This is a genomic window from Mesorhizobium sp. M0292, assembly GCF_040321695.1.
GTDB lineage: Bacteria > Pseudomonadota > Alphaproteobacteria > Rhizobiales > Rhizobiaceae > Mesorhizobium.
Genome location: NZ_JAMYSB010000001.1, coordinates 114834 through 128759, shown reverse-complemented (window position 1 = coordinate 128759; position 13926 = coordinate 114834). Strand labels below are relative to the sequence as shown.

Annotated in this window: 12 protein-coding genes; 8 read left to right on the top strand and 4 right to left on the bottom strand. The window is 61.4% G+C overall.

What is annotated here, in order from left to right; translation table 11 throughout:
- The first annotated feature begins 296 nt into the window (after window positions 1-296).
- The 5 genes from NKI96_RS00675 to NKI96_RS00655 all read left to right on the top strand — a co-directional run bounded on the left by NKI96_RS00675 (window position 297) and on the right by NKI96_RS00655 (window position 5709).
- Window positions 297-878 carry an NAD-dependent epimerase/dehydratase family protein gene (locus tag NKI96_RS00675; protein ID WP_050587088.1) on the top strand — a complete coding sequence of 194 codons (582 nt, stop codon included), beginning with the start codon at window positions 297-299 and terminating at the stop codon, window positions 876-878.
- 46 nt (window positions 879-924) lie between these two features.
- Window positions 925-1719 (top strand): class I SAM-dependent methyltransferase, encoded by a 795-nt coding sequence (locus NKI96_RS00670; RefSeq protein ID WP_023693305.1) that lies wholly within the window; start codon window positions 925-927, stop codon window positions 1717-1719.
- Window positions 1720-1789: 70 nt separating this feature from the next.
- Complete coding sequence (asnB, locus tag NKI96_RS00665; RefSeq protein WP_352802534.1) at window positions 1790-3760, top strand: asparagine synthase (glutamine-hydrolyzing); 1971 nt, start codon at window positions 1790-1792, stop codon at window positions 3758-3760.
- Window positions 3761-4045: 285 nt separating this feature from the next.
- The gene (locus NKI96_RS00660; RefSeq protein WP_245260552.1) at window positions 4046-5266 is read left to right on the top strand and encodes an O-antigen ligase family protein; all 1221 of its coding nucleotides are present in this window, start codon (window positions 4046-4048) and stop codon (window positions 5264-5266) included.
- Window positions 5267-5511: 245 nt separating this feature from the next.
- Window positions 5512-5709, top strand: coding sequence for a DUF892 family protein (locus NKI96_RS00655; protein WP_373420122.1), 198 nt, complete (start codon window positions 5512-5514; stop codon window positions 5707-5709).
- Window positions 5710-6386: 677 nt separating this feature from the next.
- Here NKI96_RS00655 and rbsK read toward each other — a convergent pair.
- From rbsK to NKI96_RS00640, 3 genes are read right to left on the bottom strand one after another with little or no spacing between them, the layout of a single operon-like run.
- Entirely contained in the window at window positions 6387-7316 is a 930-nt protein-coding gene (gene rbsK / locus NKI96_RS00650; protein WP_352802531.1) for a ribokinase, read from the bottom strand.
- A gap of 4 nt (window positions 7317-7320) precedes the next feature.
- Window positions 7321-7773: an RbsD/FucU family protein gene (locus tag NKI96_RS00645; protein ID WP_023693301.1), complete on the bottom strand. Its 453-nt coding sequence runs from the start codon at window positions 7771-7773 to the stop codon at window positions 7321-7323.
- A 41-nt stretch (window positions 7774-7814) separates the two neighbouring features.
- A complete protein-coding gene (locus tag NKI96_RS00640; protein WP_023689461.1) occupies window positions 7815-8870 on the bottom strand; it encodes an ABC transporter ATP-binding protein in 1056 nt (351 codons plus the stop codon).
- Window positions 8871-9143: 273 nt separating this feature from the next.
- On the opposite strand from NKI96_RS00640, the gene NKI96_RS00635 reads away from it, so the two are divergent.
- From NKI96_RS00635 to NKI96_RS00625, 3 genes are all read left to right on the top strand, one after another.
- Window positions 9144-10808 carry an ABC transporter substrate-binding protein gene (locus NKI96_RS00635; RefSeq protein ID WP_023669429.1) on the top strand — a complete coding sequence of 555 codons (1665 nt, stop codon included), beginning with the start codon at window positions 9144-9146 and terminating at the stop codon, window positions 10806-10808.
- A gap of 98 nt (window positions 10809-10906) precedes the next feature.
- Complete coding sequence (locus tag NKI96_RS00630; protein WP_352802529.1) at window positions 10907-12022, top strand: carbohydrate ABC transporter permease; 1116 nt, start codon at window positions 10907-10909, stop codon at window positions 12020-12022.
- 9 nt (window positions 12023-12031) lie between these two features.
- Window positions 12032-12949 carry a carbohydrate ABC transporter permease gene (locus NKI96_RS00625; protein WP_023669427.1) on the top strand — a complete coding sequence of 306 codons (918 nt, stop codon included), beginning with the start codon at window positions 12032-12034 and terminating at the stop codon, window positions 12947-12949.
- 233 nt (window positions 12950-13182) lie between these two features.
- Here NKI96_RS00625 and NKI96_RS00620 read toward each other — a convergent pair whose 3' ends face one another.
- Window positions 13183-13926 carry a creatininase family protein gene (locus NKI96_RS00620; RefSeq protein WP_352802526.1) on the bottom strand — a complete coding sequence of 248 codons (744 nt, stop codon included), beginning with the start codon at window positions 13924-13926 and terminating at the stop codon, window positions 13183-13185.

The window sequence follows — 13926 nt, the reverse complement described above, 5'->3', positions numbered from 1 at the left end:
GTAGATTTTTGACACGCAAAACCCAATCATGGCGCATGTTATCCACAACATCGAGCAGATGCTTCGCCAAAAGTGTCTCAGAGTTGCTTTCGAGCGGAGACTTGCCCCTTGGCAACAGCGTGTCGTTGAATTGACGTAACGCCTACCATACAAGGACGTCGACTCACTACCTGAGGAAAGCTGCCTATGTCCGAACGCATTGCTGTTATCGGCCTGGGATGGCACGCCTCGGTGAACCATCTTGTCTATGCGTCATCGAGCTCGATCTACGGCCCCAGCACGCGCATGCCGTTTGCGTGCCCGATTCGGCTGACCATTCGCTCAGCCTCTACGCCGCCATCAAGAAGGCAAACGAGCTGATGGCCCATACATACAGCCATCTGTTTGCACTGCCCACGACAGGATTACGCTTCTCCACCGTCTATGGTCCGTGGGGACGGCCAGACATGGCCCTGCTCATCTTCGCTGAGGCCATCGTCGCTGGCGAGCCGATCGACTTCTTCAACCATGGCAACATGCAGCGCGATTTCACTTATGTGGGCGATATTGTCGAAGGCATCGTCCGCGCCATGCGTCAGCCCGCGACACCCAACCCGCAGTGGGAAAGCGTCGCCGGATCCGGCGATCAGCAACGCGCCGTTCAGAATCCACAATATCGACGGCAGTTCGCCAGTTCAGCTGAACGGCTGATCGCGGTGCTGGAGAACGCGCTCCGACTAAAGGCGAACCGCAATCCCATGCCGCTGCAGCCGGGTGACGTGCCGGCAACTTTCGTCGATGTCAGTTCGCTCGAGGAGGCGACGGGATCCAGGCCGGATTCCAATAGAGGTCGGAGTTCTCCGCTTTGCGAATGGTATCGGGAGTACTATCGGGTATGATCCGCAGAGGCGGTGCCACGCAAAAAGGACGACAGGTGGGCGACAAATGAACGCGCGCTATGATTTCGGCCGCAACTGGTCCGAGCTTGCCGCGCGTTTCGAGGCCGAACATCTGGACCGGGCGTGTGAGGATCTTGGTCGACTGGCGGGTGACCTCAACGGCATGACTTTTCTGGACATCGGCTGCGGCTCGGGGCTGCATTCAGCGGCCGCACTCCGGCTCGGCGCGGCGAAAGTCACAGCACTCGATTATGACGCGGATTGCGTGGAGACGACCAGGGCCGTCCTGTCCCGGTTTGCACCCGATGCCGATTGGACCGTTGAGCGGGCCGATATCCTTGACAGATCCTCGCTGCCCACCGGCACGTTCGATGTCGTCTATTCATGGGGGGTCCTCCACCATACCGGAGATATGTGGACAGCGATCGCCAATGCGGCTGGCTTGGTCGGCCGCTCTGGGCGACTGGGTATTGCGATCTATCTTAAGACGCCGCTGTGCGGACTATGGACGGTCGAAAAGAGGTTCTACGCCTCGCATCGATGGGTACGGCCGCCGATCAAGGCGGTCTTTGTCTCGGCTTATATGGTCGCAAGGACCCTGCGCCACCGGGACCCGATATCGTTTGTAAGGAACTACCGCGCGCGCCGAGGCATGGAATTTCTGGCGGATGTCGACGACTGGCTTGGCGGCTATCCCTATCAATCCGCGTTAGCCAGCGAGTTGGAGCGGACTGTGGAAAATCTTGGGTTTCGCACGGATCGGCGTTTCAATGTGCTGCCGGGAGTTGGCCTTTTCGGCACCGGCTGTGGTGAATGGTGTTTCGAGCGGATAGATTTATAGCCACGGGCTTCTTCCCAGTCTGGTGACGCGCGGATAACTTGGGCAAGCCGATATGGAGCTGTAACGGCGGATGTGCGGTATCGTCGGCATTGTGGGTGGAGCGGCTGCGACGAGCGGCGGCGGCCATACTGTGCGTCGGATGGCCGACCACATCCGACATCGTGGACCCGACGGCGACGGGGTCTGGAGCGACGCCGAGGCGGGCGTCGCGCTCAGCCAGCGCCGCCTTGCCATCATCGACCTGTCCTCGGCTGGCGCCCAGCCAATGATCTCTCACACAGGCCGCTATGTCATTGTCTTCAATGGCGAGATCTACAATCACGGCGAGATGCGGGCGCACCTTGACCAGCAATTTGGTGTACACGCGTGGCGTGGACATGCCGATACCGAGGTCCTCCTGGTCGCAATCGAAGAGCTAGGGACCAAAAAAGCACTCGAACTGGCCGCCGGTATGTTTGCTTTTGGCGTCTGGGACCGGCGTGAAAGAACTCTGGTTCTCGGTCGCGATCGCGTGGGTGAAAAGCCGCTCTACTACGGCCGTGTCGGCAAGGCCTTCGCGTTTGCCTCGGAACTCAGCGCCTTTCAACCTCTGCCGGACTGGCGCCCGGAGATAGACCGCAATGCGTTGGCGCTGATGATGCGCCACAACTACATCCCCGCGCCCTACAGCATCTATCAGAGCATACGGAAACTGAGACCCGGCCACTTACTCGTCCTCTCCGATTCTATGAATGAGCCGCGCGTCGAAAATTACTGGCGCGCCAGCGACGTCGCAGCGCAAGGCCGGCGCGAGCCTTTCCTGGGCAGGTCTGAAGAGGTGGTCGACGAGGTCGAGCGTCATCTGCGCCGCTCACTTGAAGGGCAGATGATCGCCGACGTGCCGCTTGGCGCCTTCCTATCTGGCGGCATCGATTCTTCCGCGGTCGTGGCAGTCATGCAGTCGATGAGTGCGCGGCCGGTGCGCACCTTCACAATCGGCTTCGAGGACGTCGGCTACAACGAGGCGCACCATGCCAAGCAAGTGGCGCGCCATCTCGGCACCGATCATACAGAGCTCTATCTCAACCAGCGCGACGCGCTCGACGTGGTGCCGCAACTGTCGGGCATCTATAGCGAGCCTTTCTCCGACTCCTCGCAAATCCCGACTTTCCTCGTCTCGAAACTGGCACGTGGCAGCGTTACCGTGGCGTTGTCGGGTGACGGCGGCGACGAGTTGTTCTCAGGCTACAACCGCTACGCGCTCGCCGATGCGTTCTGGAACAAGTTGTCCCGAATTCCGGTCGGTCTGCGCCGCGCGTCTGCTAGCCTGGCGACATTGCCGTCGGCCGGCCTCTACAACAACCTCGCGGGCGGGATCATGCCGCTCCTCCCGCAACGCCTGCGCCGCGAACGCGTCGGCGACATGATCCACAAAGCCGCGTCTGTGCTTTCGCTGCGGACCATGGACGATGTCTACCGTCGCCTGTGCTCGCACTGGGACCCGACCGAGATCATCTCGGATGCGGTCGAGCCGCCAACAATGCTGACCGGCCTGGAACCGTTGCCGGATTTGCCCGGTAGCGTCGAGCGGATGATGTACATCGATCTTATGAGCTATCTACCCGACGACATACTGGTGAAGGTCGATCGCGCCGCCATGGCCGTCAGTCTTGAAACACGTGTACCGTTTCTCGACCATCGACTCATAAGCTTCGTGCTGTCGCTACCGCTCTCAATTCTGCGCGCCGGCGGCCAGACCAAGTGGCCTCTGCGACAGCTGCTTTACAGGCATCTTCCAAAAGAGCTTGTCGAACGCCCCAAGATGGGCTTCGGCGTGCCCATTGATTCCTGGTTGCGCGGCGCTTTGCGCGAATGGGCCGAGGAGTTGCTCGACGAGCGCCGGCTGCGCGAAGACGGATTCTTCCGGCCTGAAGCGATCCGGCGTGCCTGGTTCGAGCACCTCTCCGGGCACCAAAACAACCAATATCTACTCTGGGACGTGTTGATGTTCCAGTCCTGGCGGGGAGCGACCAAGGGATTTTCAAACGCGATCGCAGCGTGATGGGTGGTGAGCCCGGGCGGTTTAGTCTTTGCGGTGCCGCTCATGCCGTCGGAAGGGACGAGACGTTCGGCACTATCAGACGCGAAAGCGAGCAGCTATACGGGAGGGAGAGGGCGAACCGACGTGCGCCAGGGTCGTTCGAACCGACCCTCAGGCGACCTGGAAGCCAACGAACAAAGGCATTGAACCCTGTTTAAATCGCTCCGTCGCCATTTCACGACTGACCAGGTCAACCAGTATTTCTCGATCGCCTGCTTCTTTTCGCCGCCGGTATTCGGTTCGGTGGTGAGCTTCGTCTTCCATGGCGGCGCGCTCTGGTCATTGGCGCTGCTGGCGGCCGGCCGGCGGCGCCTTAACATTGATCGGCCTATGCTTGCCATGACCACTGCCATCTATGCCTATTGCGCCGCCCAGATCCTGGCGTCGATCGTAAACGGGACGCTGCGGGCCGATGCCACTCATTTCTTGCCCCTGATGACCTTGCTGTTGTTCCCGATTTCCTATTCGACGTGGAGCATCATGGACAAGGAGAGCCTCGCACGCACTGCCGTTCGTGCCAGCGCCGCAGCATGTGTCGGGGCACTGGTGCTGGCCATCGTCCAATACCACTGGATTGGGATGCTGAGACCCGAAGGTGGGGCCGGAAACCCCATCGTGTTTGCCACGGTCACCTGCCTGGCCGTGATGATGTGTCTTACAGGTGCTCTGTCTGGGGTCGAGAAAGCGTGGAAGCCGCTCACGGCCGCCGCGCTTGCCGGTGTGGTGGCGACACTCTACTCGGGCTCGCGCATGGTCTGGGTGGCCTTGCTCATCGCGCTGGTAGCGGTGCTTGTGACCCATCGCGAAAGGGTCTTCCGATCAGACATGAAGCAGTTGCTGGTGATTGCCGGCGCATCGACATTGATCATCACGGCAATTACGTCTCCGATTGTCGCCGATCGCACACATGTCCTGTTCGAGGACTGGAATGCCCTCGCCGTCAACGGCGATTATACCACGCCGCTCGGGTTGCGGGTCGGGTTGTGGGACGTCGGGCTCGATGCCTTTCGCCAAGCGCCCCTTTTTGGTCACGGAATGGCCGCCGGCCGGATGCTTTCAAGGCAGGGGTTCAAACAGCGCTTTGGCGCCACCGAAGGCTTCAACCACTTTCACAACGGCTTCCTTACGGCTTTGGTGCAGGCCGGACTCGCAGGTGCGCTGACATTGGCTGCAATATTCGTCGTGACGATCCGGAATGCGACAAGAGTCCTGCGCATCAGTGCTGATCCGCTGGAACGTTTTGGCGCCACCATAATGGTGGTCACCGTCATAATATACGTTGCTGGAGGGATGACAGGCATCCTTGTCGGCCATGATATTCTCGACTCGACGCTGATGGTCTTGTTGGTTTCCGGAACATACTTGGCTTGCGGACAGACAATTTCGCCTAAGGGTCAGTCAACGAATCAAGCGTCTGCTTTTAGGGGGCGCGAAAAGGGAGCGAATCTCCCGCCCCACCATTTTTGATCGACGGAGAAAAAAGGTGCATCACGCCCAACACCGAAATATCTCGTGCCTGCGAGTGGTGAGAGCAGAAGCGCTCTCCCGCTAAGGATCTGCAATTTGGGCGAGCAATGGGCGACGGTGGCACCAGACGCGTGACCGCGATTTCGGGGCGAATGCTGAACGGCAGCTAATAGGCCCCAGAGTTCTCGAAGAGATCGGCAAGAAGCCACAGGCAAAGACCTGCGCGGCTATCGTCGGCATCACGGATGGGCGCCGAGATCATGGAAGAATACAAGGGCGCGCCTGCACTAGATGCCGGCCTTCTAGCTGTTGCCCAAGCCCTCGAGCATTACGAGATTTCGCGCTTTTGCACGATGAACACATGGGCTTCCGAACTTGGCCGCGACGAAGCTGTGTCGCTCCTCAATCTGGCACTTGGAAAAAGGCCACCGACGAGACTCTGACGCCGAGTCCACCGTTCTCTCAGGAGCCCTGGCGATCAATGCCGGGCTCCTTGCCCCAAGCTCTCGCTGCATTGGTGCAAAACCTTGCGCGGAGACGATATGGGAGTTCTCGAAAACACTTTTCGGGCTTGGTGAGAAAGAAGCCTGACGCGGCGCAGCGGCGACATGACGGAGGCGACCGGCGCCCGCCCGGCTATTGCCGTGCATTACAAAACGCCCAGACGTCCGGCCCTAAGGGGCTTAATCAAACGCTAGCGAAAAATTAATGATCCGAGGCAGTAACATGCCCGGCGGTTGTGTAGCTTCAGCCTGGCGGCTTGCTACAAATACGCGCGCGCAGTGCCCGTCGTCGTCAGAAGGATCGTGCACCCCCCGGACGCGTCGTCGATAAGCTGAGGATCGGAAGTTAATGACTCGCGGATTACGACGAGGAGTTCTGATAAGCATGTTTCAATTTCGCGCTTTTTCCCGCAAATTCGAGAGCGTAAGGAATTGAATCAGTCGTTGATTAATCAGGCGTTTTCGCCGGCCTGTCACGCCGGAGGTCGCGGGTTCGAGCCCCGTCACTCGCGCCATTTCTCCTCAGGAGAAATGTGACATAATCGTCTAGAATCATGGTCTTGCATGAGGCAATTCAGATCCGGTCGGATCTGAACTCGATCTCTCCCGCAACGACCTCACCCCTCGGCCAGCAGCGCCTCGACCTCATGCAGCGTCGGCATGGATGGCGCCGTACCCGGCCTTGTCACCGAAATGCCGGCGACGGCGCAGGCGAAGCGGACGGCTTGCAGCGGCTCCACGCCTTTGGCGAGTGCGGCGGCCAGGCCGCCATTGAAGGCATCGCCCGCACCGGTGGTTTCGACCACCGGGCCGGCATTGACCACCGGGACATGGTCGGACCGAGCGGCCGTGTGCAGCAGCGCGCCTTTTTCGCCGAGCGTGATGATGACCGAGCCGATGCCTTTTTTGAGCAGGCTGTCGGCGGCGCGGCGAGCGTCGTCGATCGAAGAAACCTTGATGCCGGTCAGTTCCTCGGCCTCGGTTTCGTTGGGGGTCACATAGTCGCACAGCGTGTAGCTGCGGTCCGGCAGCTTGGCCGCTGGCGCCGGATTGAGAATGGTGGTCACCCCTGCCCCGCGCGCGATCTCGAGTGCGCGCAGTGCCGCGTCGATCGGCTGTTCGAGCTGGGTGACGAAGACGCCGGCTCCACGGATCAGGCCGGCATTGGCCTCGATGTCTTCAGGCGAGATCAGCATCGCTGCACCCGGGCTGACGATAATGGCGTTGTTGCCGGTTGTCTCCTCGATGAAGATATAGGCCGCGCCGGTATAGCTTTGCGGCGTGTCGATGACGGCGGATTTGACGCTCGCCTCTGCCCAGGTCGCCTTGGCCATGTCGGCGAAAGCATCGACGCCAAGCCGGGTCAGGAAGGTGACGTCCGCGCCGAGCTTGCCTGCCGCCACCGCCTGGTTCGAGCCCTTGCCGCCAGGTCCCAGCTTGAAGGAATTACCAAGAATGGTTTCACCCATGCGCGGCTGTCGATCGGCCCGGTAAGCGGTGTCGGCGACGAAAACGCCCAGAATGACTACAGGCTTGCCCGACGCCATGGCCCTACTCGGCGTCCGGCGGCACGACGCCCTTGCGAAAGGCGAAGCAGCCATAGAAGCGGCGCTCCCCGGTCTGGATGACGCAATAGGCTTTCTTGGCGCGCTCGTAGAAGGCATAGCGCTCGACCGAGATCATCGGCCAGGCCTTGCCCTCGGCCTTGTCGATCTCCTTTTGCACCTCTTTTTGCACCGGCGGAATCTCGTCCGGCTTGCCGACAATCTCCATGCGCGCGGCCGCGTCGTCGACGAAAGTGTCGAGCGGATAGAGCGACAGCACCGCCTTGGCGACATCGGCCGCCGGCGCATCGATGCGCAGCAGCTTGCCGAGCACGGTCTGCTTTGCCACCGAATCGGCGGGGAAATTGGTGTCGGCGATGATCAGATCGTCGCCGTGTCCCATTGCCCTGAGCGCTTGGAGCACATCGGCATTGAGCAATGGGTTGATCCCTTTGAGCATGGCAGTCCTCGTCAAACAGTTTGGTCAAAGTCGATTGGAAATCAGAGCCGGTTGCCGGTCTCGGCGTCGAAGAGATGGACCTGGTCGAGGCGCGGCTTGAGATTGAGCGTGTCGCCGGGCTTGAAGTCGTGGCGCTCGCGAAACAGCGCCACCATCTCGCCGCTGTCGCCGAAGCGCACGAAGACCAGCGTTTCGGAACCCGTGGGTTCGACCACCGAGATCTTTGCCGGCACGCCGTCGGGATGGATTTCGAGATGCTCGGGCCGCACGCCATAGACCACGGCCTGGCCCTCCTTGGCGGCGCTGCCGGCCGCGACCGGGAACAGCGTGCCTGCTATCTCGACCTTGTCGCCCTTGCGCACCACGCCTTTGAGCAGGTTCATCGACGGCGAGCCGATGAAGCCGGCGACAAACAGATTGGCCGGCCGGTCGAACAATTCCAATGGCGCGCCGACCTGCTCGATACGGCCATCGCGCATGACGACGATCTTGTCGGCCATGGTCATGGCCTCGATCTGGTCGTGGGTGACGTAGATGGTGGTGGTCTTCAGCCGCTGGTGCAGTTCCTTGATCTCGGTGCGCATTTGCACGCGCAGCTTGGCGTCGAGATTGGAGAGCGGCTCGTCGAACAGGAAGACTTGCGGATTGCGCACGATGGCGCGGCCCATGGCGACGCGCTGGCGCTGGCCGCCGGATAGCTGGCGCGGATAACGTTTCAGGTACGGATTGAGGTCGAGAATGTCGGCGGCGCGCTTGACCCGCTCGGCGACCACGGCTGGATCGGTCTTGCGCAGCTTCAGCGCAAACGCCATGTTCTGCTCCACCGTCTTGTGCGGATAGAGCGCGTAGTTCTGGAACACCATGGCGATGTCGCGCTTGGCCGGCGGCAGATTGTTGACGATGCGCTCGCCAATGGCGATCGTGCCGCCGGAGACGGTCTCCAGCCCGGCCACCATCCTGAGCAGCGTGGACTTGCCGCAGCCCGACGGGCCGACCAGCACCACGAACTGGCCATCGGCGATGTCGACGCTGACCTCGTGCAGGACCTTGACGGTTCCGAACGCCTTGGCCACATTGCTGATCGCGACTTGAGCCATCGTCCCCCCTTTTCTCGCGGTGAAGCTAGCCATTGCCAACGGCAAGGGCAAGTCGGTATGTTATCGATAAAAAGCCATTCGTGTTGACAAGGTAATCGATTACGCAAATATTGGCTGTTGCCAATCCGGCAGTCGGATTTTTATCCGAAAATCGGAGCTCCAGGCGACGCAGGGTGGGGTCCCACGTCCCCGTATGATAAAGGAGAACCGCCGACGTTTCGGCGTCGGAGGGATTGGCATTTTAATTCACGACTGTTGTTCTGGGAGGAATAGATGAGAGTCGGTCTGTACGAAAAACTCGTCCGCGCGGGTGCCACCCGGCGTGACATACTCAAAGGCGCGGCCTCGATGGCCGCGATCGCCGCCGCATCGGGCGCTGGGCTCGGCGCTTTCACCCGCCCGGCTGAAGCCGCCAGCGAGCTACGCTCCAAAATTCTGCAGATCCCCGGCGTCGGCAAGGGTCAGCCGACGGATGCCGATTTCCAGAAGGTCGGCGAACTCTGCCTGGAAGCCACCAAGGCCAACGTCAAGGAAGGCGAATTCGCCGGCGTCGAGCTCACCTTCATGGGCCTCAACAACCAGAACCTGCACAATGTGCTGTTCCGCGGCTTCCTGAAGCCGTGGGAGGCCTATACCGGCGCCAAGATCAGCTGGATCGACCTGGCGCAGGCCGACTACAATGCCCGCCTGCAGCAGTCGATCGCCACCGGCACCGTCGACTTCGACATCATCGAGATGGGCGCGCCCTTCGAAGGCGATGTCTGCGGCAAGGGCCTGACGTCCGAGATGCCCGACTGGGTCAAAGAGCAGATCGACATGAAGGATGTCGTGGCCTATCTGCAGCCGCCGGTCGGCACCTGGGACGGCAAGCAGTACCGGATCACCGTCGATGGCGATGCGCACAACTTCAATTACCGCACCGACGTTTTTGCCGATGCCGACCTCGCCAAGGCGTGGAAGGACGGCGGCGCGGCCACCGAATGGGGTGTGCCGAAGACCTGGCAGGAAGTCCAGGCCGTCACAAAATTCCTCAAGGGCAAGAAGTTCAAGGACCAGGACGTCTTCGGCTATCTCGATGCGCCCAAGGCCTGGGGCGGTTTCGGCTTCTACTTCCTCGGCAGCCGCGCCACCGCCTATGCCAAGCATCCCGACGACAAGGCCTGGCTGTTCGATGCCGACACGATGAAGCCGCGCATCAACAATCCGGCCTGGGTGCGCGCCATCCAGGACGTCATCGACGCGCTGCCGTCGGAGCCCGCCGACCAGATCAACGCCGACCCGAACACGACAGCCTTCCAGCAGTTCCTGGCCGGCACCGGTTCGATGGTCACCTGGTGGGGCGACGTCGGCTCCAACGTCAAGACCAATGATAGCTCGGTCATCGGCGACGTCACCGGCTTCTCGATCCTGCCGGGGTCCGACGACGTCTACAATGCCAAGACCGGCGCTTGGGACAAACTCGCCAGCGGCCCGAACTATGCGCCGAACTGCGCCTATCTCGGCTGGGGCGTCTACGTCATGGCCCGCGTCGATACTGACGAAAAGAAGAAAAAAGCGGCGTGGTCGGCCGCCGCTCATCTCGGCGGCAAGGACCTGTCAATCTGGACGGCGATGTATCCGTCCGGCTTCCAGCCCTACCGCAACTCGCATTTCGACATTCCCGAATGGGTGGCGGCAGGCTACGACGAGGCGTTCATCACCTCGTATCTGAAGTCGGAAGCCGACAGCTACAACCATCCGAACGCGGCGATCGAGCCGCGCATCCCCGGCATCTTCCAGTATTATTCGGCTGCCGAGGACATTCTGGCCAACACATTCGCCGGCAAGATGAAGGCGCAGGAAGGCGCCGACGCCATTGCCGCGGCCTGGGAGAAGCTGACCGACCAGATCGGCCGCGAAAACCAGATCAAGCTCTACAAGGCCTCGCTCGGCGTGTAGGCTGATCCTATCGTGACAACAGGTCCGGCGGTGCAAGCCGCCGGACCTGACCGGCTCGGGCCGGTCGCAGGCTTGATTTTTTAAACGGACGGGGACGCGTGGCAGACCAGACCACCAATGCATGGCCGGCCAACGCCGGCCCAGCCGATCTGATCTCGCCGGCCCGCAAGCGGGCGGGTTTTGCCCTGATGGCGGCCGCCACGCTTGGCCTGCTGGCGGTGATCGCGTTTGAGATCCTCTACAAGAACGAGATCACCACGCTCGGCTTCGAGACCTGGCGTCCGATCGTCTACGCCTATGTTGTGTGGGGCGTGGCGCTCGGCATCGGCCAGGTGCTGACGCGCGGCGAGGACGGCCAGCGCGCGCTGTTCCTGCTGCCGGCGCTGCTGTTCACCATCGCCATGGTGATCTTCCCGACGCTGTTCGGCTTCTATATCGCGCTGACCGACTGGAACCTGTCGTCCTTTTCCGGCCGCAAGTTCAACGGGCTCGACAATTTCTGGCAGATGCTGGCCGATCCCTACTACCGCAACGCGCTGTTCAACATGGTGCTTTATGTGCTCGCCGTGCTGGTTGAGTATGTGATTGCCTTCGGCCTGGCGCTGCTGCTCAACGCGCAGATCCGGGCGCGCAAATTCTTCCGAGTCGTCTTCCTGATGCCGCTGATGCTGTCGCCGGTCGCGGTATCCTGGATGATCGGCAAATCGCTGATGGAGTACCGTTTCGGGCCGGCGGCGACGCTGGCGCGCCATCTCGGCTGGGAGAACCCCGCCTTCTTCTCCAACCCGATCACCGCCCGCATCTCGATCATGGTGCTCGACGCCTGGACCTTCATCCCGTTCATGATGATCATGCTGCTTGCCGGCCTGCAGGCGATGTCGCGCGACGTGCTGGAAGCGGCGCGCGTCGATGGCGCCACGCCCTGGCAGACTTTCTGGCAGGTCACCTTCCCGCTGATGCTGCCGGTGTCGGTCACGGCGGTGATCCTGCGCATCATCTTCAAGTTGAAGCTCGCCGACATCATCATCACCGTGACCTCCGGCGGGCCTGGCGGCGCCACCGATTCGGTGTCGAGCTTCATCTACCGCGAATACCGCGACCGCTCGAATGTCGGCTACGGCACCATGCTGGCGATGGCCTATCTCGTCATCATCGTCGTGTTCGTGACCTGGCTGTTGAAATTCGCCAATCGCTTCGTGCGCAACGTGAACTGACGAGGCACAATGAGCGTCCAGACCACCGACTATGCTGCCTCGGAAATCCGCTCACCGCTGGGTTTTCTGGCCAATCGCATCTTCATCTATGGCGCGCTGGCGTTCTGGGCCTTCATCTGCCTGTTCCCGATCTACTGGACCATCACCACCTCGTTCAAGACCGCGGTCGACGTCACGCAAGGACACCTCATCCCGTTCGTCGACTTCCAGCCGGACTGGAAGGGCTGGCGCTCGCTCGGCCTGTCGCCGGATTCGATCTTCCAGACCTCGACGGTGCGCGAGGAGTTTTTCAAGCGCTTCATGAATTCGGTCATCACCTCGGTCGGCGCGTCGAGCCTCGCCATCGTCATCGGCAGCCTCGCCGCCTATGGGCTGACCCGCTACCGCTATCAGTTCGCCTGGTTCAAGAACGAGGACATCTCCTTCTTCTTCCTGTCGCAGCTGATCCTGCCGCCGGTGGTGCTGGCCCTGCCCTTCCTGGTGCTCTACCGGGAAGTCGGTCTGCTCGACACACGCATCGGCCTGATCCTGCTCTACACGCTGATGGTGCTGCCGATCGTCATCTGGATCATGCGCGACCAGTTCAACTCGATCCCGGTCGAGCTCGAGGAGGCAGCGCTGGTCGACGGCCTCTCGATCTGGGGCGCTTTTTTCCGCATCGTCATGCCGATTGCGCTGCCGGGCATGGTCGCCGCTTTCATCCTGGCGATGGTGCTGTGCTGGAACGAGTATTTTTTCGCCGCGCTGCTGACCTCGACCGACGCCAAGACCATCCCGGTCATGGTGGCGAGCCAGACCGGCTCGCAAGGCATCAACTGGTGGTCGATGGCGGCGCTTGCCACCGCCGCGATCGCACCGCTGGCGGTCATCGGGATTGCGCTTGAGCGGTATCTGATCATGGGCATGACGGCGGGCGCGGTGAAGTAGGGCGAGAGGCGGCGTGCCCCTCTACTGTTGACCTCGGCGGGACAGCACCCCCCCTCTGGCCTGCCGGCCATCTCCCCCGCAAGGAGGGAGATCGGCAGCTTTGGCTGCATCGCTTTTCTTGCGACGTAGGTGATTGGCGAAAGCGGAAATGACATCTGATCTCCCCCCTTGCGGGGGAGATGTCCGGCAGGACAGAGGGGGTGTGAAGGATCGCTACAGAGCGACTTTGTCTGCTAGCGCCCCAATATCGCCCTCAGGTGATCCATGATCATCGCGACGCCCTTCTGCCCTAGCTCCGCCGAGGCCTCCGGCGCACTGGCCGTATACCACGCGGTATTCTCGCCAAAACGCCCGGCATCGACCGCTTCCGGACACAGTGCCAGCATCAATGATGTCTCGCCAACACCGGCGTGATCGAACGGATACTTCCCGTTCATGGCAGCCGACATTAGCGGGTGCACCTGCACCCAGTTGAAGAAATTCTCGCCGGCGGCGTGCCCGGCATAATAATCGGCCATCTCGTCTGAGCCCCACCAGCCCTCGCCGCGCTGCTTCTCGAGGAAGCGGAAAATCGCCTGGCGGCCGGCGGCCTTGAAGGCGAGATCGGTCGGCATGCCGGCGGCAAAGTTCTCGGTCTGGTGGTGGATGATGGCGTTGATGTTACGAAAGCCGATGCGCAGCAGGCTGTAGAACAATTCTTCGGCGAACGGCGCCAGCTGGTTGCCGCCGACCTGCACCGAGCCGTTGCCTTCAGGTGCTGCCACCACATAGCTCGCCGCACCGTAGTAGAAAGCCGGCAGGATGACGATGTTGGCCTCCTTCTCGTAGAGCTCCAGCGTCTTGACGACGGCCAGCGTGTCCATGCCGACAGCCATGTGCTCGCCGTGATATTCGAGCACGCCGAGCGGGAGAGCGACCGGCCAGTTCTCGGCGATCGCCTTGCGGATCTGGTGCGGCAACATCAGTTCGTAGCGCAT